This window comes from Xanthomonas sp. Leaf148 (genome assembly GCF_001423585.1).
Classification (GTDB): domain Bacteria; phylum Pseudomonadota; class Gammaproteobacteria; order Xanthomonadales; family Xanthomonadaceae; genus Xanthomonas.
Genome location: NZ_LMOP01000009.1, coordinates 333,283 through 357,284, shown reverse-complemented (window position 1 = coordinate 357,284; position 24,002 = coordinate 333,283). Strand labels below are relative to the sequence as shown.

Here is a 24,002-nt window from a genome sequence, read left to right as displayed (position 1 = left end):
GTCGAGTACCCTGTCTATCAGGGTTGAAGGGCGCACCCTGTGCGCCGCGGACAAGGAGTGCGGCAATGCCAGACAAACAGCACCAGTACAGGGTGAAGGTCACCTGGACCGGCAACCAGGGCAGCGGCACCTCGGGGTATCGCGCCTACAGCCGTGACCACCGTATCGAGGCCGAGGGCAAGGCCAGTGCGATCGACGGCTCGTCAGATCCGGGCTTCCGCGGCGACCCGGCACGCTGGAACCCCGAAGACCTGCTGGTCGCCTCGCTGTCGGCCTGCCACAAGCTCTGGTATCTGGGTTTGTGCGCCGATGCCGGCATCATCGTGCAGGCCTACGAGGACAACGCCGAAGGCGCCATGCTGGAGCAAGCCGATGGCGCCGGGCAGTTCACCTCGGTGGTGCTGCGCCCGCTGGTGACCCTGGCACCGGGCAGCGATCTCGCGCAAGCCAGGGCGCTGCACCACACCGCGCATGAAAAATGCTTCATCGCCCGCTCGATGAATTTCCCGGTCAGCCACGAACCCCAGCTGCAATTGGCCGAATCGAACTGAGCGGTGGGTTGCTCAAGGCTGTAGCGGTTGCTGTCGGGGGTAGCTGCCCACCGCCGACCACAGCGTTTACCGCTCGACACCGGTGCCGGCCAGATGTTCGAGCAGCTCGTGCAGTGGCACACGAGACCCCATTGCACGCCGTGCTGTCGCAGGGACGGCACTGGCCGGTGGGGATCATGATGCCTCGCTCGCGTATTGCCGCCTTTGCGTGATGCAGACAACTCACTGCCCGCTGCCGGGGCGTTTTGTCGGTTGTGCTTAACCCCACGGCATCGCGTTCAGGCGCACAATGCAACGGACACACGGGGCGTGTATCATCCGCAGCCATCTTTTCATCCGAATTAAGGGATATAAGCCTGATGTCCAGCTACCTGTTCACCTCCGAATCGGTCTCCGAAGGCCATCCGGACAAGATCGCCGACCAGATCTCCGATGCCGTGCTCGACGCCATCCTGGCCCAGGACAAGCGTGCCCGCGTGGCCTGCGAGACCATGGTCAAGACCGGCGTTGCGATCGTTGCCGGCGAAGTGACCACCAGCGCCTGGATCGACCTGGAAGCGCTGACCCGCAAGGTGATCCTGGACATCGGCTACAACAGCTCCGACGTCGGCTTCGACGGCGAGACCTGTGGCGTGCTCAACCTGATCGGCAAGCAGTCGCCGGACATCAACCAGGGCGTGGACCGCAAGAACCCCGAACAGCAGGGTGCCGGCGACCAGGGCCTGATGTTTGGCTATGCCACCAACGAAACCGACAGCTACATGCCGGCCGCGATCCACCTGGCGCACCGCCTGGTCGAGCAGCAGGCCAAGATCCGCAAGAAGAAGAACTCGGCGCTGTCCTGGCTGCGTCCGGATGCCAAGTCGCAGGTCACCCTGCGCTATGAAGACGGCGTTGCGACCGCGATCGACGCGGTGGTGCTGTCGACCCAGCACGACCCGGGCATCAAGCAGAAAGACCTGATCGAAGCGGTGCGCGAAGAGATCCTCAAGCCGGTGCTGCCGGCCAAGTGGCTGCACAAGGGCACCAAGTTCCACATCAACCCGACCGGCAAGTTCGTGATCGGCGGCCCGGTGGGCGATTGCGGCCTGACCGGTCGCAAGATCATCGTCGACACCTACGGCGGCTGGGCCCGTCACGGTGGCGGCGCGTTCTCGGGCAAGGATCCGTCCAAGGTCGACCGCTCGGCCGCCTATGCCGCACGCTATGTGGCCAAGAACGTCGTGGCCGCCGGCCTGGCCGACCGTTGCGAAGTGCAGGTCTCCTACGCCATCGGCGTGGCCGAGCCGACCTCGATCTCGGTCACCACGTTCGGCACCGGCAAGATCGCCGACGAGCAGATCGAAAAGCTGATCCGCAAGCATTTCGACCTGCGTCCGTTCGGCATCATCCAGATGCTCGACCTGATCCACCCGATGTATCAGCAGACCGCGTCTTACGGTCACTTCGGCCGCAAGCCGAAGGACTTCACCTACACCGACGCCACCGGCGCGCAACACAGCGCGACCGCGTTCTCGTGGGAAAAGACCGACCGCGCCGACGCCCTGCGCGCCGATGCAAAGCTGAAGTAAGCCACGCGCTCTTCGGAGCGTGGGTGTGTGTCGCAATGGGCCGCTAACGCGGCCCATTGCGTTTTAAGGCCTAGCGTCAGCATTCGTCCCTGCGGGGGCCTTCTCAGGGATCAAAGCCCCTCTCCCTGCGGGAGCGGGGTTAGGGTGAGGGTGCGGAGCCGCGCTGCACGGAAGGTCCATTAGGCTGCGCGCGTACCCTCACCCGCCCCTGCGGGGCACCTTCTCCCGAGGGGGAGAAGGGATCAAAGCCCCCTCTCCCTGCGGGAGATGGTTGGGGTGAGGGTGCGGAGCGGAGCCGCGCTGCACGGCACGTCCATTAGGCAGCGCGCGTACCCTCATCCGCCCCTGCGGGGCACCTTCTCCCGCCGGGAGAAGGGATCAAAGCATCTCTCCCTGCGGGAGAGAGGTTGGGGTGAGGGTGCGGGGCGGAGCCGCGCTGCACGGCGCGTCCATGAGGCTGCGCGCGTACCCTCATCCGCCCCTGCGGGGCACCTTCTCCCGCCGGGAGAAGGGATCAAAGCCCCTCTCCCTGCGGGAGAGGGGTTGGGGTGAGGGTGCGGTGCCAAGCTGCGCTGCACGGAAGGTCCATTAGGCTGCGCGCGTACCCTCATCCGCCCCTGCGGGGCACCTTCTCCCGAGGGGAGAAGGGATCAAAGACCTTCTCCCTGCGGGAGAGGGGTTGGGGTGAGGGTACGGGGCGGAGCCGCGCTGCACGACACGGCACGTCCATTCGGTTGCTTCAGGCAGAAAGGCGCGCTTCAACCTGACATCGCACTACCGCACCTACGGATCCAGCTTCAGCTGCTGCTCCAGCGCCTGCGCAAACGCGGGCAATGGGCACGCCATGCGCTGTTCGGGCGCACAGACATCCAGTGCCAGTTCCTGTTGCAGCGGCGGGTGTGCCAGGTCCAGCGGTGCCAGGGTGCGCAGTTGATCCAGCGATTGCGCCAGGTAGCGGGCACGCACCACGCGCGTTCCGTCGGGTTGCCGCCACAGGCCGAGCAGCAACGCACCGCCTGGTGGTGGATCGTCGGCGCCGTAGCCGGGCAGATGGAAGTGCACACCGAGCAAACTGCTCAGCGCGGCGATATGCGTGTCGCTGCCGACGAACACCGACAACCTGGGCGACTGCGCGTCGCCAAACCGTTGTAGCACCTCGCGTGCCAGCGGTGCACCGGAACGCTGCGCCATGTAGTGCGGGCGCGCGTAGATATCGAACAGCAGCGCATGCAGGCGCGAGACCTGCGCCAGGCGTTCGGGGGTGGCGCGGCCCCAGCCGACCTGCGACAGCGGCAGACCGTCGGCGTACTGCAGCAACAGCACCTCGCCGGTGCCGGAGGTCAGGTCGATCGGCCCACCCAAGGCCAGTCCACGCCCATTGGCCGATGGCGCCAGCGTGGACGGCATGCGCGCAAAGTCGCAGGGCGTGCGTGTGCAGCCCAGGATCTGCTGCATCGCCTGCAACTCGGCCGCATGGCCGTGTAGCACTGCGGCAGGGCCGCCGGTCTGCTGCTGGATCGATGCCACTGCAGCAGACGCATCGAACGGCACCGCGCCCGCCTCGATCGGCCGGAACAACGGGTCGTTACTGCCCGCCTCGCGGTGCCCGGCGACGATGCCGCAGCCGGGCGCCAATGCGTCGGCCAGCAAGGCACCGCTGTCGATGGTGCGCTGATCGGTGTTGGCCCAGACCGACACACTCCCTGGCGCCGGGCATCCCGTGTGCGGCAGCAGCGTCTGCTGCGTCAACCATTGACGCAGATACGCGCCGCTCAATCGCACTGCCTTGCGCCCGCGCGGGGTGAGCAGGCTGGCCGGGGTGGACCACTGCGGCCAGGGTTGGTCGGCGTACTGCGCGGCGGCCGCTTCACCCTGCAGCGGCGCACGCACACCGTGGCGGAACACCACCACCACGCGTTCCAACTGCTCGGTCTGCCCCGGCTGCCGATCCGCGACGGCAGCGGCACCGCGGGAGTCAGCGGGCAATCGACCACTCGCACGACCTGCCAATGCGCTGCGCGTCGGCGATGCACAGCCACCCAACACCGCTGCAAGCGTCAGCAGCAGGCAGACACCGGTGATCGCAAGCGCGCCACCACCTCGCCGCCCCCGCGCTGCGCGTAGCGAAGGTGACGCGATCCCCATCGCGTCACGCCCGCCCGCGCCGCATCGCGCGGACCACAGCGGCTCCCCATCGCCAGCCAACGTCCCGCAGCGCGATGCGCCCTGCCCCGCGCTGTCGACCCATCCCGCAGCGGCCTTGTCGTGCTGCTGCACCTGCGCTGAGATGCCCCACCCTGCACGATCAGACTCAGAACACATATTTGGCGGTCACCAAGCTGGTCATGCCCGAATCGACGATGTCGGAAATCGCCGTGGTGTCGTGCCCCACATGCGCCCAATAGCTGTGCTGTTTGGTGAGGTTGGCAACCGACAGATCCACGCGCAGATGCTCGCTCGGCGCATAGCCCAGGTGCAGGTCCACGCGGGTGATCGGCTTGATCCACAGGTTGTCCCAGCGCGCGCCCTGGTTGAGATAGTCGTACACCGACACGTATTCGCCAGAGTAGTGGTAGCTCAGATTGATTGACCACGGTCCCTTTTCGTAGAACAGCTCTGCGTTGGCGAGCAGGTTCGGGGCGTTCTGGATGCGTTCGTGCGCAAAGCCTGCTACGCCCAGATCCACGCGCGTGCTCTGTCGGGTGACATTGGCGCCGATGCCGAAGCCATCCAGTGGTGCGGGCAGGCCCTGGAAGGTCTGCCGCACGGCAGCTTCCATGCCCAGCACGCGGCCGTCGCCACCGTTTTGCGGACGCACGAAGCGCGTACTCGCAGTGCCGCTTTCGCCGGCATTGGCCGCATTGGAACCGCTCTCGTAGATGTAGTCGGTCAGGCGCTTGTAATAGCCGGCCAGCATCGCGTGACCGCCGGTCTCGTTCTGCCATTCGCCGGACAGATCCACATTGAGCGACTTGATCGGTTTCAGATCCGGGTTGCCTTCGGTGATGATGGTCTGGCCGTCGCTGGAAATATCCGTGGAGCGGCCACCGCCCAGCTGCACGAACGCTGGACGGGTGTAACTGGTCCACACCGAGCCGCGATACACCGCGCTGTCGCCCGCGGGCCGGTAGTTCACGAACACGCTCGGCAAGACCACGTTGTAACGCGTGTGGTTGTTGGCGAATGCGCCGACCTGCTCGGCCCCGTTGACGGCTGCCGGCTGCGCCCAGAACGTATTGGTGATGGCGGTATGTTCGAAGCGCACGCCCGGCAGGATTTCCCAATCGCCGGTACGCAGTGTCGCCATCGCATAGGCAGCACTGACTGCTTCGGTGGCGCGCATGGTGTTGCAGTTGAGGTTGTTGACCGCCAACTGCCCGCAACTATCGAAGCTGGCCGGCGTCAGCGTGCGTGCGATCAGGTCGTTGAGCGCGGCGTTGCTCAAGCGCACCGTGGGCAGTGCGTATTGCCCCGGATACACCGCATCGTAACGCTGCGCGATCAATCCGGTGTCGCGCAGCAAGGTGCCGTCGGTGTACTTGGCATTGGTCCAGTTACGATCGGTGAAGCTGCGCGAGCTGTCGACATACTTCACGCCGAACGCGATGCGGCTGAGCAGGCCGTCATCGAAATCGTAGCCCACATCGAACTTGCCGCCGCCCTTGTCCTGGCCGCTGTACTGTTTGGAAAGTTGACCGGTGCGGCGCGCGAACAGGCTGCCCACATCGGACGCCTGCACCTGCATCGCCGGAGTCAGCAACGGGATCGGGAAGCCGTCGCCGTCGTAACTGATGAAGCGGTTGGCGCCGTAGGCGAAGTTGGTCGAGGTGTATTGATCGTTGCGTGCAGAAATTTCCACGTGATCCGGGCGATCGTTGTTGCCGGTGCCGTAGAAAATGTTCGGCGCGAACGTCCAATGCCCCAGTTGTTTTTCCGCACCCAGCTGGACGGTGGCAAGGTCTGCTTCTTCCGGGTTGGTTTCGTACCAGTAGCGCACTGCGACGCGATTGATCTGCGGCTGATACACACCACTGGTGCCGATCTGGGTGAAGCTGACATTGGCCGGCACGAACTGGGTGTAACCGGTGTTCTGCTCGGTCTTGGCAAACGCGTAGGTCATGCGCGCATACAGATGCAGGCTGGGGTCCACACGCCAATCGAAGGCAGCATTGCCACCGTAGCGGCGGGTGTCGCCTTGCGAATACCCGATGTTGATGCCTGTGCTCTGCAGCACCTGTTGCGGGTCGCTCCCTGCAGCCAGATTGCCGCTGGCATCGGCACGCGCGAATTCCCAGGACCCATCGTTACGCGCCGCCGACGCGCCGGCCACTTCGCTGTTGACGAAATGACGCTCGTCGTAATACGCGCTGACCGCTACACCGAACTGCCCGGCATCGCCAAAACGTGCATGCCAATCGCCGGCTGCGCCGCTTCCCAGTCCGGAATCGCCGTAGTCGCGTGCGCGGCTTTCCATGCGTCCGCTCAAGGTCACGCTGCCGCCCTGGCGATCGGACGAGTCGAAGGCGCTGGGCGTGCGGTAGTCGATGGTGCCGCCGATCGCATCGCCATCCATGTCGGCGGTGGACGTCTTGTTCAACACGATGGTCTGCAGCCCCGATGGCGGCAACAGACTCAATTGCACACCACGGCTATACGGCATGCCCTGTGCCACGTTGATGCCATTGATCAGGTTGACGTTGTATTCGGCATTGAGACCGCGCACCGATGAAAACATGCCTTCGCCACGCGCCGCGCCATCGATGCCGCCGAAATACGACTGCCCGGTGTTGATCACATTGACGCCCGGCATCAGGCCCAATGCTTCGGCCACGTTGTGTACCGCAGTGGTCTTGAGATCGTCGGCCGACAACACGTTGACGGTGTTGGTCGCGGCCATCTGCATGTCGGTCGCGTTGTAACGGGTGGCGGCGACGGTGACCTTGTCCAACGTGGCCATTTCGCCTTGCGCAGGGGTTGCGGCAGCCTGTGCGGATTGCGCGGCAGCATGGCCGCAAAAAATCGACAACGACACGCATAAGGCCTGCGACAAGCGCGAAGGACGCAGCAACGAAGAACGAGCGATCATGATCAAATCCGATGGGTGCAGCAACGCGCCATGGACTCAAGCCACGGCGGCGCCACCACGATGTGTGAGAGAGCGACGTGGCCTTTGGCAGCGGACCTGCGCCACACCTGCAAGCAGGCGCCGCGCATGGTGGTGACGGCATATTTCAAAACCATGACGTACGCTACAGACATGACAAATGCGCGCAGCAAGCGCGCAAGTCGGCATAGTCGCTGGCGTATGGAAGCGTGGATCGCTGCCGGCATGCGCATACGGTTACTGGCGCGGGCGCACAGGAATCTTCGCAAAACGCGACATGACAACGCATGCTGCCGAGGCGTCATGAATTGTCAGCGATGCCTCTCGCAGCAAGGTGCCTCGCGTGTTTACAGACAGCACACTAAATGCGGTTGAAGGTGCGTGTGTGAGGGCAAAAACGATCACGTCACGTGCGGCGTCGCGGCCGACACGACGATGACGTTACGACCACCCTGCGCGGCAGTGCGCGAAACCAGCATCGAGTGGCCGATGCCGGCCGATGCAACGCGCACGCCCACCCGCTACCGCTTACCTGATGCTGCAAGCCTCATTCACGAGCGCAAGAAGATCTCGACCCGCCGATTGAGCTGACGCCCCCCCGGATTGTCCTGCCCGTTGACGGTGTTGGGCGCCACCGGTTGCGATTCGCCATAGCCCTTTGCGCCGGCGCCCTGTGCGGCGCCGCGCGTACGCAACGCGGCCAGTACCGCATTGGCCCGGCGCTCGGACAGCGCCTGGTTGTAGGCGTCATCGCCCTTGGCATCGGTGTGCCCGCGCACTTCCATCTCTTGGGTTGCCACCTTGCCGAGCGCGGCGGCCAGCGTGTCGAGCACGCGCGCGGCATCGGGGCGGATGTCGGACTTGTCGAAGTCGAACAGGATGCGGTCGTTCAAGGTGATCAGATAGCCGCACGCTGCACCGGGCGGGGCGAACTTTTGCAGCGGCGGGAAGCGGCCGGCCGGCGGTACTTTCGGCAGCGGCGGCATGCGCACTTCGCGCGGCGGGGTGCCGACCGTGCCGGTGCCGTCGCCGCGGTTCTGCACCAGACCATCCGGCCCGTTCCAGGTGCCGGAGCCATCGGCGTTGATGGTGACCAGGCCGCGCGGCCCATTCCAGGTGCCGCTGCCATCGCCGTGATTGTCGATCAGGCCGCTCTTGTCGCTGTTCCAGGTGCCTGCGCCCTTGCCATTCAAACTGATCAGGCCGGCCGGGCCGTTGTAGGTGCCGCCGCCGTTGGACTGCACGTCGATGAGGGCGTCGTCGCCACCCTGCCCGGACGCGTTGATGGTGCCGCTGCCATCGGCATTGACGTTGACCAGGCCGCCATCGAAGTTGGCGGTACCGCTGCCGTCGGCCTTGAGGTTGAACAGGCCACCGTCGCCGTTGCGCAGCAGGTTGCCGTTGGCATCCATGCTGGTAATGCCGGCATCGTTGATCAAGGTGCCGCCATCGCCGCAGCGCGCAGGTGCGACGCTGACGCCTTCGATCGGGTCGAGGATGTCCTGTAGCGAGGCCTCCAGCGCGCGTTGCGCCGGGGTCACGCCGACGATCTCGGGGATGACGATGGTGGGGATGGCCGGAAATTCCGGCGCGCTGTCATCCGCTGCTGCCGGCGCATCCGCAGCGCGCGTAGCCTCGCTCGCCGCGGGTGCGGCAGCGGCAGCACCGGCTGCATCCTTTGGACCTTCGCCACGGCCGCAACCAACCAGCAACAGGGGCACCCACAGCACTGCCGACAGCTTGCGCATCGCCTCTTCCTTGTTCGAGTCTGTACGAGACGTGCCTGATAGCACGAGCGCGGTAAACAAGGTGCTAAGGCCAGTGCGGATGCGTGTCGAGGGGCACTGGCAGCGGTATCGGTAAGTGCCTGCGCACTATTGCTGCGCGACCGGAGACCGACCCGGCAGTGGCACGGCAGCGCGACAAGCGACAAGCGACAAGCGACAAGCGACAACACAAGGATGTCGTCAGAGGGGTAGCTGCTGGATGAAAGGCGGGGGCCGCGACCATCAGGCGTCCGTCGCGTATGTCGCACGCGTCACCAGGTGCAACAGACATCGCGCGCAGCTGCATTGCTGCTTCACTGCATTTGTCGGCAACTGCCCGCAGCGTCCACCAATCGCGCGTGGCGTCCCCCTTACAACATCGCAGGCGTCGCGGCGGGCACGGGTGCGGGCGACTGACCCTGCGCAGGTGCCTCACCGGCTTCGGCCTGCAGCTGCGCATACAGGATGCGGCGAATCTCCAGAATCGCCTGCGGGGTTTCCTGCACGCTGTGCCAGGAGGTCACCACCAGTTCGGACGCAGCGCCGTCCAGATGCGCGCTGCGATACGGCACCAGTCCATCGTCGGACTCGGCCAGCGGCACCTGCGGTTTTTCGCGGCCGATGATGGTGTGGTACTGCACCTGTGGCGAGATCGGCAGATCCATCGTGGCGCGGACAAACGGGTCGGTATCACGCAGGTTGTCGATACTGGTGGGCGGCAGCAGGCGGCCCTTGCGCTGGTATTGGCCGCCGTGCCCCTCACGCTCGCTGTTGGCCAGGTCCTGCAGCACATCGCCGAAGTGATCCAGCAAGGCAATCGGCAGCCGCACCAGCCGGCCGACGAAGCGCCCCAGTCCACCTTCGGCCAAAGGCGTGCCGCGGTGCGGTGCGGCGATGAAGATGGCGCGGTCGATCTGCGGCATTGGCGAAAAATGCAGCAATGGCGACAATTTCGCGCGCACCCGTGCGCCGCGCTCGCCCTCCAGCCGATAGTCCTGCAGCAGCGAATTCCACAGCTGTTCGCCGGACGCAGACACCAGCAAACGCCCAATCACCCCGCCCATGCTGTGGCCGATCAACACCATGTCGTGCGAAGCGATCGCGGTGCCGGACGGATCGAAGTGGCGCAGGCTGCGCTCCACCAATGCCTGGATCTCCGCACGATTGACCGCAATCGGCGCGTTGGTCGGGTAATACACCTGCCAGATCTGATACTGCTGACGCAGGGTTTCATCGCCCATCACTTCATTGGCGACGTTGACCCACGCTTCCGGGCTGCTGGCCAGCCCGTGCAACATCAGCAGTACGCGGCGATTGGGGTCGTAGGGCTGCATCAGATACAGATGCGGGCGATCGATGCCGCGCGCGCTACCCAGCATCGAGCGCAGCGATTGCGCGGCAAAGCCCGACTTGGCCAGCCACAGCCCATAGGCAGCGGTGAAGTTGGCCGCCAGCGGCACATGCTGACCATGCAGCACCACCTCGTTCTGGCGATACGGGTCGTACGGCACCACGGTCACCGCATCGGTCCGCAACACCGCGTCCAAGGTGTCGCCATCGAAGCGCAACAGCAGCGTTGCCGGTGCGTACGGCATCTCGCTGAAGGTCGGCAGCGGGCGTTCGGGCGAGGTACTTGCGGAGACGGCTTGCTGCAAGGCCAGCCCGGCCGGGTCGCCCACCACCTGGGGGTCCACTTCGGCCACCAGTTCGGCACCGAAGCCATCGCGGCGGTAAGTGCTGCGCAATCCATTGAAGCGCAGCGCCGAAGCGGCAAAGATCGCACGCGGCGTATTGCCGCCACCCGGCAGCCGATACGCGGACATATCGACGGCCACCTGCCAACGGCCGACCTGCGTCGGTGTGGGCACGGTGACGCCGGCCTGCTGGGCGCGCGCAAACAAGCGCTCGACCACCTGTTGCACGGCGTAGTTGTAGTAGTCGCGCACCTGCGTCTGGCGGTTTTCGAATGCGCGCGCACTCGGCGCACGCGCGGTAAAGAACAGATAGGCATAGGCATGCCGCGCGGCTTCCAGCCAGGCCTGCACCGCTGCGTCGCTCATCTGCGCCGGGTGGCGACCGCTCAGGTCGATCGCATGCGCGGTCCACAATTCGGCTTGCGTGGCGAGGCGGCGCTCATCGCCGATACCCGCCACATTCGTGAGCTGCTGCACGCAAGGCAGCGGTTGCTTGCGGCACGACTTGGGTTGCAGCCCGGCCACCTGCAAGGTCTCGCTACCGGCCTGACTGAGCGCGCCGGTGCTGAGCACATCGCCGCGCGTCTGCGCGATGTAGTAGCCACTGTTGCGCGATTGCACCGTGACCATGGCGCAGCCACTCAACCACATGCACGTCAGTACCGCCGCCAACCCCATGGCGGTGCGACGCAGACGCCTGTGCAACATCACCGCGCTGCACTCGTCGACGCGCCGGGCGCTGGCGCCTGCGGCATGCCGGCGCGGATGCGTTTGGAAAAGTCCACCGCGGTGTCGGCGGCGATGGCACGCGCGGTGAAATGTCCACGCTGCTTCAACGTCGCAAAGTCATAGCCCGGCATCAGCCCGTGATGGTCGTACGCATATTCATCGGCGTAGCCGGACAGCAGCAAGCGGTGATCCAGCGGCAAGGTGGGCTGCAGCTGGCGCACCAGGGCGAAAACGATCGTGGTGCAATTGCTGGTCAGCGTGTTGTAGAAGGCCGGCTTGCGATTCAAATCGTTGGCCAGCCCCACGTAGCCCATGAACATGCGGCGTAGGCCGGCCTTGGGAATGGCCAGGCGATACAGATACATGTCTTCGCCACGCGCATTGGTGCGCACGCGCAGGATGTCGCGCTCGTCGGCGGCCACCAGGGTTTCTTCGAAGCTGCGAAAGAAGCCGCCCACCGCAGAAAACGACTCGCCGCGCTCCTTGCGGATTTCCAGCGAAAACACCACGTGCGAGCCATCGTCGAAGCCGAACGACACCAGCGTGTGCGCAATCGCCGGGCCCATCCAGTACGACAACGCCAGATCGGCGCTGACCAGGCGATCCAGATCGTACTGGCGGGTTTCCCAACGCGGGACGTAGTTGGTTTCGCTATGCCAATCGAAATTACGCACGTTGTGCAGGGTGACGATATTGCCGTGCACCTCCGGTTGCAGACGCTGGGCGACATCGTCGGCCCAGTCGCGGTCCTGGCTGGGCTGCATGAACCCCCACGACACCGCCAGCACCACGAACGCGGCACCGAAGATGCCCACCAGGGCCCAGTTTTCGCGGCCACGGCGCAGGCCCCACAACGCGGCCAACGCCATCGCGCACCACGATGCCACCCAGCCGCCACGCACCAAGGCGTTGCCGGTGAGCGCGAAATAAATCGCCAGGCCGCCCCACAGCGACGCCAGCACCAGCAGCGCGCGCAGCGCCCAGCGGCCGATCACCGCGCGGGTGGCCGGTGTCATCGAGTACCGCCTTCCGGCACGTGCATGCCCAGCGCGTGCATCAGCAGGTCTGCCGAGCGATGCGCCAGACGTTTGCGTTCCGCTTCGTCGTGACCGCGCAGGCAGCTGCCCAGCATGTCGATCACCAGCAGCAGTTGCTCGTCGTCGACATCGGCCCGGCACTGGCCGGCGTCGCGGGCGCGGTGCACGAACGGCAGGAAGATCGCCACCGCGCGCCGGTCGGCCGCTTCCACCGCCGGGTTTGCGCGCTCCATCGAGCGCCAGAAATCCACCAGCGGCGCAGACTGGGCGATGTGCTCGGCCACGTCGTGCAGCAGCACGGCCAACCCATCCGGGCGGTCGGCCAGATCGGCGGCCAGCCGCTCCAGGCCATCCAGCCCGCGCGCCATCAAGGCGGTCATCAGTGCCTCGCGGTCCGGGAAATTGCGGTACAGGGTGGCGCGGCCAAGGCCGGCACGCTCCACCACCAGTTCCAACGGGGCATTGACGCCGTGTTCGCTGAACACTTCGTCGGCTGCATCGAGAATCTGCCGGCGGCGAAGCGCGGCATCAGGGCGGGGAGTCGTCATCCCGGCATTATCGGACAGATTTGTCCGTTAATGCCAGAGTCCGCTTGACGATTCCGCCCCTTCTCCGACCAACGGTCGGATCAGCCGGTGTTCTGCACGCCTTGCGAGACGCCGTTGACGCAGGCGACCAGCGCGCGCAGCAAGTCGTCGTCTTCGCCATCGGTGGCACGCCAGCGTTGCAGCAGGTCGACCTGCAACACGCTGATCGGGTCGATATAGGGGTTGCGCAGGCGGATCGACAACGCCAGCCGCGGGTCGTGCTGCAGCAACGATTGCTGTTGCAGCAGCGCCTTGACCCAGCGCTTGGTCAGCGCCAGTTCGTCGCGAATCTGCGGGAAAAACCGCGTATGCAGGTCGCCCGACAAGCGCGAGAACAGTTCGGCGATAGTGAGGTCGCCCTTGGACAGCACCATCGCGATGTCGTCCAGGAAGGTGCGGAAGAACGGCCAGTCCTGCGCCATCTCGCGCAAGCTGTCTTCATGCCCGGCATCCACTGCCGCCTGCAAGCCGCTGCCCACGCCGTACCACCCCGGAATCACCGCACGCGCCTGGCTCCAGGCAAACACCCACGGAATCGCGCGCAGATTCGACAGCGCCGCGTCCTGGCCCAAGCGCCGCGATGGACGCGAGCCCAGCGTCATACGCTCGATCACATCGATCGGCGTGGCCAGGCGGAAGTACTGCATGAAATCCGGCGCACCGACGAAGGCGCGATAGGCCACAGTGCTGCGTTCGGCAACCAGATCCATCACCGGCCGCCAGTTGTCTTCGCGCGGCTCGGGTGCGCGCGGACGCAGGCTGGACAGCAACACCGCGCCGGTCATCTGCTCCAGCGAGCGCAATGCCAGCGCGCGAATGCCGTACTTGCGATGGATCACCTCGCCCTGCTCGGTGACGCGCAAACGACCATCGACGCTGCCGCGCGGGGCGGCATCCAGCGCGCGGCTGGTCTTGCCGCCGCCACGGGCGATCGAGCCGCCGCGGCCGTGGAAAAACGTGAGCCGCACGCCGAGCTCGGCGGCTGCTTCCAGCAGCTCGACCTGCGCGCGCTGCAGGCCCCAGCGCGAGGCCGCGATGCCGCCGTCCTTGCCGCTGTCCGAATATCCCAGCATCACCATCTGTGTATCGCCACGCGCGGCCAAGTGCTGGCGGTATACCGGATCGGCCAGCAGGTCCTGCACGGTGCCGGTCCCGCCACGCAGATCGTCCACGGTTTCGAACAGCGGCACGATATCCAGCGGCACCGCACCGGCGTCATCGATCAGGCCACCACGCCGCGCCAGGGCGAGCACGGTGAGCACATCGGCGCGGTTATGCGCCATCGAGATGATGTAACTGCCCAGCGCATCGGCGCCGTGGCGCGTGCGTGCATCGGCAAGTGCGGCGAACACCGCATCCAGCCGCGCATTGCCTTCATCGTCCACTTGCGGCAATGCCTGTTCGCCGGACGCGTACGGGCCCAGCAGCGCGGCGCGCTGTGTGGCGTCCTGCGCGTCCCAGTCGTCCTGGCCCAAGGCATCGGCCACCGCGTGTGCATGCACGCTCGATTCCTGACGCACATCCAGCCGCGCCAGATGGAACCCGAAGCTGCGCACGCGCCACAACAGCCGGCGCACCGCAAACCACCCGGCGTGCAGACCCTTGTTGGCCTGCAGGCTGTACAGGATCAGTTGCAGATCGTGCTCCAGCTCCGATGGTGCGCTGTAGGCGCCATCGGCATCGTCCAGCGTGGCCTGCAGCCGTGCGCGCATCAGGTCGTTGAGCAGCCGGTACGGCATGTCGCCGTGGCGCGGGCGCGAGCGCGCGGCAGCGTCCGGCAACAAAGCGCGGTAACGCTCCAGTTGCGCGTTCAACGCCGGGCTCACCGCCACCAGCGTGGTCGACTGGCTGAGCAGGCTGGCCAGTTGCCAGAGTTCTTTCTGATAGCGGTCCAGCACCGCGCGGCGCTGCGCATCCAGCGTGCCGGCGATGGTAGTGGCATCCACATTGGGATTGCCGTCCATATCGCCGCCCACCCAGGTGCCGAAGCGCAGCAGGCGCGGCAGGGTCGGCACGCTGCCGTAGGTTTCTTCGATGGCGTGTTCGAGGGTTTCGTACATCACCGGGATGACGCGATAGAGCACCTGGGTGAGATAGAACCCAACGTGCTCGCGTTCGTCGTCCACGGTGGGACGCACCGGCGAGGAGTCGGCGGTCTGCCACGAAGCGGTCAGAGCCATACGGAAACGCGCCGCATCGCTGGCGCGCTCGTTGGGCGTGCGCATGCCGTCGAGGTTGTCTACCAGGCTGGCGACCATCAGCTGTTCTTTTTCCAGCAGCGCGCGGCGTACCGCTTCGGTGGGATGCGCGGTGAAGACCGGCTCCACGTCGATGCGCGGGAGCCATTCGCTGAGTTCTTCCAGCGTCACGCCCTGCGCTTTGAGCCGGCGCAGGGCATCGTGCAGGCCATCGGGCTGCGGCGTATCGATGCCGCTGCGCTGGTACTCGCGGCGGCGGCGGATGCGATGCACGCGCTCGGCGATGTTGACCACCTGAAAATACGTGCTGAAGGCCCGCACCAGCGATTCGGCATCGCGCGGCTCACGGCCGGTCAGCTGCTCGCTCAGCGTTGAGGGCGGCGCATCGCTCTCGCGCCGCGCAATGGCGGTGGTACGGACGCGTTCGATTTCATCGAGGAATTCCGCAGACACCTGCTCGGCGAGCAGATCGCCAACCAGTGCACCCAGGCGACGCACATCGTCGCGCAAGGGAAGATCGGGGGTAGCGAACACAAGACTGCTGCGGTACTCATTCATCGGAAACGCACACCCTCATCAAAGCGCAAAGTCGTCGAAGACTAACCCAAAAGGATTAGAGGGTTGCGACAAGCGCGACGGTTTCAGCACGAACCATCGCACCCAAGCACGACGACTTGCGTAGCAGCGCACCAGGGCGCGACGAGGCGTGATCGACGCACTCTCCGATCACGCACGCCAACGCACGCGTGCAGCGCCCCTCCGCACTACACGCCACCCGCATCCTGCGAACACATAGGCAACCGCCCTCGTAGGAGCGCACCCGGGCGCGACGAGGCTTGATCGACGCACTCTCCGATCGCGCACGCCGACGCACGCGTGCAGCGCCCCTCCGCAATGCGCGCCACGCGCATCCTGCGAACACATAGGCACCGCCCTCGTAGGAGCGCACCCGGGCGCGACGAGGCGTGATCGACGCACTCTCCGATCGCGCACGCCAACGCACGCGTGCAGCGCCCCTCCGCACTGCGCGCCACGCGCATCGTGCGACCACATAGGCAACGCCCTCGTAGGAGCGCACCCGGGCGCGACGAGGCTTGATCGGTAACACCTCATCGCGCGCAGCTCCGCACCCTCGATCAACGCGTGCGCGGAACGCCCTTCTCCTTCACCGGCTCGCCGAGATTGCTGTTCAACCACTGCTCGCTCTCGGCCAGCATCTGCAGGATCGATTGCCGCGCGCGATACGCATGCGATTCGTTGGGCAGCATCACCAGCTTCGCGGTACCGCCCAGGCCCTTGATCGCGGCGAACATGCGCTCGCTCTGGATCGGGAAGGTGCCGGTGTTGTTGTCGTCCTGGCCGTGGATCAGCAGCAGTGGGTCCTTGATCTTGTCGGCGTAGTTGAACGGCGACATCGCCTGATACACCGATTGCGCCTGCCAGTAGTTGCGTTCTTCGGCCTGAAAACCGAACGGGGTGAGCGTGCGGTTGTAGGCGCCGCTGCGTGCGATACCGGCCTTGAACAGGCGCGTGTGCGCGAGCAGATTCGCGGTCATGAAGGCGCCATACGAATGCCCGCCGATGGCGATGTGCTCGCGGTCGGTAACCCCGCGTCGCACCACTTCATCCACCGCCGCCTGCGCATCGGCGATCAGCTGCGGCACGTAGGTGTCGTTGGGTTCGGCATCGCCTTCGCCGACGATCGGCATGGTCGGATTGTTGAGCACCACATAGCCGATCGCCAGAAATGCGTGCGGCCCCCAGTAGCTGATCGCATTGAAACGATACGGCGAGTCGGTGACCTGGCTGGCGGTGTCGGCGCTTTTGAACTCGCCCGGGTAGGCCCACATCAGCAGCGGCCGCGGGCCGTCGCGTTTGGGGTCGTAACCGGGCGGCAGCAACAGTGTGGCGGTGAGGTCCACGCCATCGGCACGCTTGTAGCGGATCTGCTCCTTCTGCACGCCACGCAACTGCGGCAATGGATGTGCGAACTGCGTCAACGCACGCGGTGCAGGCGCCGCATCGCCCAGTGCCTGCACGAAGTAGTTGGCCGGTTCTTCAGGCGATTCGCGGCTGAGCAGCAGCTGCGTGCCTTGCGCATCCAGCAGTGCCAGTGGCGCGGAATAGGTGGGTGCCTGCGAATGGAACAACCGCGTGGCGCGCTTGCTCTGCAGATCGAAGCGATCCACAAACGGGCGGTCGCCTTCCGGCGAGGCGCCCTTGCCGAGCAGAAACAGGCTATTGCCATCGGCGCTGGTCTGCAGCAGCGGATGGCCCTTGCCGTCGGCCACTGTCGCCGGGGTTCCCGGGTCGTTGTAGCGGTCCTGCGAGGAGCGGTCCCACAGCAGTTCGGGCGCTTGCTTGGGCTGATCGGGGGCGATGCGCCATTGTTTGATGCGGCGGGTCTTCCACCAGCTTTCGCTCAGGATCGCCAGATCGCCACGGCCCCACTGGATGCCTTCGAATCGGCTTCCCAGCTGCGCCAGCGTCAACGGCGCACGCGTGAATGGCGCGGCCTGCATCCGCACCGCATCGCGGATCTTGCTCTCGCGTGCCGGGTCGCCGCCGTCCTGTGCTTCGGCCCACACCAGCGTGGCCGGCGCATCGGCACGCCAGGCGATATCGCGCACGCCGGTGGGCACCGCGTCGTTGCCGGTCGGCAGGCCTTCCACCAAGGGCAACTGGGCGATCTGGCGCACCAGCTTGCCCTGCAGATCCAGCACCTCGATACGTCGGGCGAAGTTGTCGACCGGCACCAGGTACGAGAACGGCCGCTCGCTGCGTTCGCTCAGGATGTAACGGCCGTCCGGCGATACCGAGAGGTTGAGGTAGATGCCGGGCGCGGCAATCGGGCGCACCTGCCCGCTCACCGTGACGATGATCGGCTGGCCGGTGGCGTAGTACTCGAACACGCGCGCATCGGCCTCGTTGCGCAGCAGGTCCTGATAGGTCGGCAGCGAGCGCACTCCGGCCGCGGCGCTGGTCTGCTGAATCGCCGGGCCGTCCGGTGTCGCATCGCGCGCGGGCGGTGCACCCTGCCCGTCCACTTGCCGTTGCAGCAGCAACCCGCTGCCATCGGGCAACCAGCGCAGCTCGTCGTTGACGCTGGTGTTCAAGCCGGCCACCAAGCGCCGCGCCTGCCCGGCGGCCACGTCCACCAGCCACAGCTCGTTGGCGCCGCTGGCGGCATCTTCGCGACGGAACGCCAGATAGCGCTGATCCGGCGACCAGCTCTGGTCCGCCAGCGACAACGGCGACGGCAGGCCGGCAATCTGGCGCTCGCTCCCGTCCGCCACCGCCAGCAGCCACAGCTTGCTGGCGAAGGAGAAGCGGCTGGCCGCATGGGTCTTAGGGTGGATGCGCACGCCGGCCAGCTTGAGCTCGGGCTGCGCCACCTCGGCGATATCCGGCAATGCCGGCAATTGCAGCATCGCGGCCAGGTCGCGTTTGGGCGACAACTGCAGAAGCGGCGCGCGCGGCGCATCCACTACCGCTTGCAAGGCCTTGGAGGGCAGCCGATAACCGCTGCTTGCCGCTGCCGCTGGCGGTGATGCCGGCACGCCGGCAGCCGAGGCCAGCAGCGGCGCACCCAGGACCGTCAGCAACAGCGCACGCGCCAGCGCCCGGCCGGTCACCACACCATCGAGCGGATGGCCGCCGGCCCTGGCGAGCGGCGACGCATCGAGCGCCGGCATGCCGCGCCCTTCATCACCGTGCCGGTACCCGTGGTGCGCTTTCCGTTTGGCCTGCATGTCCGTTCCCCGCTCTGGATCGACCCCGGACCATAGCAGCCGTCCGTCGGCCGCTCCCCCTGCCGTTGGTTGGGGTGTGCGGCAATTCATGCCGGACGGGGGTGCTGCCGATATAATCAGACCCTCGTCGAGGGGCGCTGCGACCGCTATGGCAGATCGATCTGCCAACTGCACCAACCGTGCAGATACATACGGCCAGGCTCGACAGGGATTTCTCGTTCAACGGCGCCCGGAATTGCAGACATTCGTCTGCCTACCGGAGCAATTGCATGAACGCTGTCGCAAAAACCGCTGCAAACGACGACTTCAAGGTCGCCGACCTCTCCCTGGCCGATTGGGGCCGCAAGGAGCTGGACATCGCCGAGCACGAGATGCCGGGCCTGATGTCGATCCGCCGCAAGCACGCCACCAGCAAGCCGCTGAAGGACGTGCGCATCACCGGCTCGCTGCACATGACCATCCAGACCGCCGTGCTGATCGAAACGCTCAAGGACATCGGCGCCAACGTGCGCTGGGCCTCGTGCAACATCTTCTCCACCCAGGATCACGCTGCCGCCGCCATCGCGGTGAGCGGCACGCCGGTGTTCGCCTGGAAGGGCGAGACGCTGGAAGAGTATTGGGACTGCACCCTCGACGCGCTGACCTTCACCCTGCCCGACGGCACCCAGACCGGCCCGGAGCTGGTGGTGGACGACGGCGGCGACGTGACCCTGCTGATCCACAAGGGCTATGAGCTCGAAAACGGCAGCACCTGGGTCGACGAGCCGGCGTCTTCGCACGAAGAAGGCGTGATCAAGGCGCTGCTCAAGCGCGTGGCGGTCGAGCGCCCGGGTTACTGGGCCCGCGTGGTCAAGGACTGGAAGGGCGTCTCCGAAGAGACCACCACCGGCGTGCACCGCCTGTACCAGATCGCCGAGGCCGGCAAGCTGCTGATCCCGGCCATCAACGTCAACGACTCGGTCACCAAGAGCAAGTTCGACAACCTCTACGGCTGCCGCGAGTCGCTGGCCGATGGCCTGAAGCGCGCGATGGACGTGATGCTGGCCGGCAAGGTCGCGGTGGTCTGCGGCTACGGTGACGTGGGCAAGGGCAGCGCCGCCTCGCTGCGTAACTATGGCGCCCGCGTCATCGTGACCGAGATCGACCCGATCTGCGCCCTGCAGGCGTCGATGGAAGGCTACGAGGTCAACACCATCGAATCCACCCTGGGCCGCGGCGACATCTATGTCACCACCACCGGCAACAAGGACATCATCACCGTCGAGCACCTGCAGGCGATGAAGGACCAGGCCATCGTGTGCAACATCGGCCACTTCGACAACGAGATCCAGGTCGATGCGCTGAATGCACTCAAGGGCGTGGAGAAGATCAACATCAAGCCGCAGGTCGACAAGTACGTGTTCGGCAACGGCAACGCGATCTTCCTGCTGGCCGACGGCCGCCTGGTGAACCTGGGCTGCGCCACCGGCCACCCGAGCTTCGTGATGTCCAACTCGTTCGCCAACCAAACCCTGGCGCAGATCGACCTGTGGGAAAAGCGCGACACCTACGAGAAGAAGGTCTACATCCTGCCCAAGCACCTGGACGAGGAAGTGGCCCGCCTGCACCTGGAAAAGATCGGCGTCAAGCTGACCACCCTGACCAAGGACCAGGCCGATTATCTCGGCGTGGACGTGGCCGGCCCGTACAAGCCGGATCATTACCGCTACTGAGTGATGGGGCGAGTGATCGCCCTTGCAACGATTTGAAACAGACGGGCGCCGCGAGGCGCCCGTTTTCGTTTGCGATGACCTAACCGGGCGTTCGATCACGACCTACATTGCACGCCACACTCGGCGCACGAATTCCTTGGGCGCAGCGCGCGTACGCCGGCAGTAGGCCATGCCTGGGCACGAAAACAGCCTGTCGCATGCCGCTCATCGAACATGCCGAGCCTGTCCATCTGCAGCAGAGCCAATATCGCGCCTTGCAGAAATGGAGCTGCGTCGTTGAAAACATCCACCGAATACGTCGAGGCCATGCTCGAAGACAGCATCCGCTGTTGTGTGTCTGCCGGGCCGCTACGCAATAAACTTCTCGTTGCAGGAATCCAGACCGGCCAAGACGTCTGTATCACCTACGACACGCAGCGCGCACTGTGCGAAGCACTGACATATCTTCAATCGTCGCAATTGCCTTTCGCCGACGCGCTCGGTGGCTGGACGCCGGTTGCCGTGCTCGCTCATCTACGTGAAGAAGGACAGCTTCATGGGCCGATATGCACAAGCATCTGGCGTGGGCCGGACCAACCGGAAATCGGGATTGGCTAGAACATGAGCAACGCACATGTGTCCAGCGCCCGCAAAACGTCATGCACCAATCCATTGGTCAGCGATGCTATTGCGGCAGCGTGCGTGCCAGCTGCTCTGCCGCGACCTCAAGGACTGCGGTGTACAGGCGAGGTTGATAGACACTCGATAGGCCTGCACAAGCACGGTTTCGCGTCATGCGCGATTGAATGGATCGGTTGAGATGCACGGCCGAACGCCCTTGCGTCATGCCTGATGGTGCGCGGTTGCACACGTGCGCCGATGGCTAACAACTTTCCAAACTCCGCTCACTAGTCTCGCGCTGCCACGTTAGTGACTCGCGTAGCGTGCATCCGTGCCTTCCTCAGCGTGATGACTCAATCAAGAGAACTTTTCATGAAAAACACCATGGTCGCGTTAGTCCTTTCGGTCCTGGCGTTGACAGCCGTGTCCGCCGTCTCTGCACAGACCGCACCCAGGGACGGATCAGGCTGGTTCGTCAACGGAGGCGTTGGCCGCACCTCGCTCAAGAGCGGGCCGTACGATGGCAGCGATACCGGTTACAACGTTTCCGCCGGCTATCGCTGGAACGTGCTGTTTCCTTGGCTTTCCATTGGCCTGGAAGCTGGCTACAACGATCTTGGCAATATCCAGGCCAAAAATCTGTTCAACAGTGGCGCGGTCGTGGAAAACGAGAGCCAACTGCGAGGGTGGACGGTCGGTGTGAATCAGCGCTTCGCACTGGGCGACACGTGGTATGCCAGCATGCGCGGCGGGCTGTATGGCTGGAAGGGTCAAGGTTTGAGCAATGACACCGTGTCAGACCGCTCCGACCTGGACAAGCTATCGTGGTATGCAGGTGCCGGCGTTGGCTACAACCTGGGCGAGCATTTCAGCGTTGGCGTTAACTACGACCATTACAACGCCAAGAAATTCGACGTGGACTTGAGCACCGACATGGCTTCGGTGAATGCAGAGTACCGATTCTAGAAAAGCGCGGAACGACAAACAGCGACTATCGTCCTGACACAAACACACACAGCTCGGCGCCGCCCTTAAATACGCCCTGCGCAGGCGGAAATGCGGTGCCGCCCAGCAGATACACGCCTGAACTCCCGGTCAGCCCACCTTTCATGCCGCGCGGAAAACCGCGCGGTGCAACTCAAGGTAGGTGCTCGCTATGGCCTCCAATTCGCATTGCGCTCCCAGAACGCCACGCTGCGTCGATACGCTTCGCGATCCAGCGACACCCCCGAGCCTCCCTCCTCTACGCCCAATGCGTTGCGCAACATCGTGATCGGCGCCATCGGGATTTCTTCTGGCTCGGCGGTGTAGAGGCAACCGACAACCCCCCAGTCAGCGTCGATCGGCGAGCCTTCCTTCGCCAGCTGGTCGCGGCTGTACAGGATAGGCAGTAGATACGCTGCCACTGGCGGCTCGACACCCTCAAACCAGCGCACCAGCACCGCTAGCTCCTGGGTGCTGCGCGCCTCGTAGCCGGAACGCAACAAGTGGCGATTGTCATCGGTGATCGGCACAGTGAGGCAGCGGGTAGAGGTCCAGTTGCGGTGCACCTGCAGCTGGCAGAACGGGGCATAGCCTTCGATCACGCGCAACGGGGTCTCATCGTTGAGCCGCTGGATGAACTGCTCAGGCGTGCAGTCCTGGATGGCGTTGCGACGACGCTCGCGTGGGAACAGGCGGGTACGGGCGAATTGGGTCAGGACGATGGACATTCAACGTTTGGCAGACAAGGACGTAGACAGAGTAACGTGTCCGACGTTGCGCGAGCGCGGCCCGGCTCCACACGTGAAGCCCGGGCACGCCCCTCATCATCAACGTTCTGGCAGATGCGGCGACAACTCACGCTTCTTCTACTCCAGGACTGCGGCAGTCCAATCGAGGAGGTCAGACTGCGGCTCGAGCCGCGGCAGCATTCGCGTATCGCGACACATGTCGCGCCCTGTCCGGACGACGAATTGGCGGCATGGCAGACGATCGACGCATGCCGGCGTGAACTTGCTACGTTTCGCTCGGCCTGCGGTCCGGTGCGCCGCAGGCGCCCGCAGACGGCGCCTTATGTTGCACCCGATCCAGTGCGCAGAGCGCACGACCGTCTCAGGCGCTCCGTTCTTTGGCCGCAGGCAAAACCGCATGGCGCGCACATCACGCTGCTACATCCACGCCATGCCGCCGGCGCTGCCTATGACCTGGTGGAACTTGCGCAGGACTTGGCCGATATCAGCGCGACCTTGCGCAGTATTGCGTTGATCGAACAGGATGCCGACGGCGTTTGGCACACCGTGCACGACTATCGCGGCGGCCATCAGTCGCTGCCAAGGTTATCAGCAGCAACATGACCGGACAGGTAGAACAAAATAGACAACGGACGCTCGATAAACCATCGTGCATCCGTTAATTTTTGCTCGCTCTCGCTTTTACCGCAGATGTCAATTTGATTGATTTCTCCAAAGCGACAGATAGGCGTGCGACTTCCTGCATCTTCACCTTCAATTCTTTGATCAGGTCCGAAGGGTCGCCCGGCTTGGTACCACCTGGCGGCTGACACGAGGCGGCGACACCGCCAGCGAGCTGAGGGCCAAATTGCCGGATGATCTCGACGATCAAATACGGGCTGCTCTTCAAATCGAGCGTGCCGCCGTAACGCTTGATGATGTCTTTGACGATCTTGTCGTCCTTGCTGGTTGCCATGGCGATCTCCCTG

Annotated in this window: 16 protein-coding genes and 1 riboswitch; of the genes, 6 read left to right on the top strand and 10 right to left on the bottom strand. The window is 65.0% G+C overall.

The features are described from left to right. Window positions 1-65: 65 nt before the first annotated feature. Window positions 66-551 carry an OsmC family protein gene (locus tag ASF90_RS13730; RefSeq protein ID WP_055851019.1) on the top strand — a complete coding sequence of 162 codons (486 nt, stop codon included), beginning with the start codon at window positions 66-68 and terminating at the stop codon, window positions 549-551. Between the two features lie 359 nt (window positions 552-910). Beyond that, on the top strand, window positions 911-2,122 hold the full coding sequence (gene metK, locus ASF90_RS13725; RefSeq protein ID WP_055851016.1) for a methionine adenosyltransferase: 1,212 nt from the start codon (window positions 911-913) through the stop codon (window positions 2,120-2,122). 783 nt (window positions 2,123-2,905) lie between these two features. On the opposite strand, the gene ASF90_RS13720 is transcribed toward metK, so the two are convergent. The 8 genes from ASF90_RS13720 to ASF90_RS13680 form a co-directional block, all read right to left on the bottom strand. Next, window positions 2,906-4,444 carry a histidine-type phosphatase gene (locus ASF90_RS13720; protein ID WP_082473547.1) on the bottom strand — a complete coding sequence of 513 codons (1,539 nt, stop codon included), beginning with the start codon at window positions 4,442-4,444 and terminating at the stop codon, window positions 2,906-2,908. Further along, window positions 4,434-7,208 carry a TonB-dependent receptor gene (locus ASF90_RS13715; RefSeq protein ID WP_055851013.1) on the bottom strand — a complete coding sequence of 925 codons (2,775 nt, stop codon included), beginning with the start codon at window positions 7,206-7,208 and terminating at the stop codon, window positions 4,434-4,436. Before ASF90_RS13715 ends, ASF90_RS13720 begins: the two co-directional genes overlap by 11 nt. A gap of 569 nt (window positions 7,209-7,777) precedes the next feature. Further along, a complete protein-coding gene (locus ASF90_RS13705) occupies window positions 7,778-9,034 on the bottom strand; it encodes an OmpA family protein (RefSeq protein ID WP_193552556.1) in 1,257 nt (418 codons plus the stop codon). Between the two features lie 329 nt (window positions 9,035-9,363). Further along, window positions 9,364-11,394, bottom strand: coding sequence for a hypothetical protein (locus ASF90_RS13700; RefSeq protein WP_055851005.1), 2,031 nt, complete (start codon window positions 11,392-11,394; stop codon window positions 9,364-9,366). Then, window positions 11,394-12,431 carry a DUF4105 domain-containing protein gene (locus ASF90_RS13695; RefSeq protein WP_055851002.1) on the bottom strand — a complete coding sequence of 346 codons (1,038 nt, stop codon included), beginning with the start codon at window positions 12,429-12,431 and terminating at the stop codon, window positions 11,394-11,396. The genes ASF90_RS13700 and ASF90_RS13695 overlap by 1 nt, the downstream gene beginning before the upstream one ends. Then, complete coding sequence (locus tag ASF90_RS13690) at window positions 12,428-13,000, bottom strand: TetR/AcrR family transcriptional regulator (protein ID WP_055850999.1); 573 nt, start codon at window positions 12,998-13,000, stop codon at window positions 12,428-12,430. The genes ASF90_RS13695 and ASF90_RS13690 overlap by 4 nt, the downstream gene beginning before the upstream one ends. Window positions 13,001-13,080: 80 nt before the next feature. Further along, window positions 13,081-15,795 carry a phosphoenolpyruvate carboxylase gene (gene ppc, locus ASF90_RS13685; protein WP_055850996.1) on the bottom strand — a complete coding sequence of 905 codons (2,715 nt, stop codon included), beginning with the start codon at window positions 15,793-15,795 and terminating at the stop codon, window positions 13,081-13,083. Window positions 15,796-16,373: 578 nt separating this feature from the next. Then, complete coding sequence (locus ASF90_RS13680; RefSeq protein WP_236699273.1) at window positions 16,374-18,932, bottom strand: prolyl oligopeptidase family serine peptidase; 2,559 nt, start codon at window positions 18,930-18,932, stop codon at window positions 16,374-16,376. Between the two features lie 180 nt (window positions 18,933-19,112). Continuing rightward, window positions 19,113-19,227: riboswitch (S-adenosyl-L-homocysteine riboswitch) on the top strand. A 31-nt stretch (window positions 19,228-19,258) separates the two neighbouring features. On the opposite strand from ASF90_RS13680, the gene ahcY reads away from it, so the two are divergent. From ahcY to ASF90_RS13670, 3 genes are all read left to right on the top strand, one after another. Beyond that, a complete protein-coding gene (gene ahcY, locus ASF90_RS13675; RefSeq protein WP_055850993.1) occupies window positions 19,259-20,701 on the top strand; it encodes an adenosylhomocysteinase in 1,443 nt (480 codons plus the stop codon). Between the two features lie 276 nt (window positions 20,702-20,977). Further along, window positions 20,978-21,298, top strand: a complete 321-nt coding sequence (locus ASF90_RS23475; RefSeq protein WP_153066535.1) for a hypothetical protein — start codon at window positions 20,978-20,980, stop codon at window positions 21,296-21,298. A 375-nt stretch (window positions 21,299-21,673) separates the two neighbouring features. Continuing rightward, complete coding sequence (locus tag ASF90_RS13670) at window positions 21,674-22,267, top strand: porin family protein (protein WP_055850991.1); 594 nt, start codon at window positions 21,674-21,676, stop codon at window positions 22,265-22,267. 188 nt (window positions 22,268-22,455) lie between these two features. On the opposite strand, the gene ASF90_RS13665 is transcribed toward ASF90_RS13670, so the two are convergent. Next, window positions 22,456-23,013: a DUF3228 family protein gene (locus tag ASF90_RS13665; protein WP_055850988.1), complete on the bottom strand. Its 558-nt coding sequence runs from the start codon at window positions 23,011-23,013 to the stop codon at window positions 22,456-22,458. Between the two features lie 114 nt (window positions 23,014-23,127). On the opposite strand from ASF90_RS13665, the gene ASF90_RS23470 reads away from it, so the two are divergent. Beyond that, window positions 23,128-23,637: a hypothetical protein gene (locus ASF90_RS23470; protein WP_153066534.1), complete on the top strand. Its 510-nt coding sequence runs from the start codon at window positions 23,128-23,130 to the stop codon at window positions 23,635-23,637. 55 nt (window positions 23,638-23,692) lie between these two features. Here ASF90_RS23470 and ASF90_RS13660 read toward each other — a convergent pair whose 3' ends face one another. Further along, a complete protein-coding gene (locus ASF90_RS13660) occupies window positions 23,693-23,989 on the bottom strand; it encodes a hypothetical protein (protein ID WP_055850984.1) in 297 nt (98 codons plus the stop codon). Window positions 23,990-24,002: the final 13 nt, after the last annotated feature.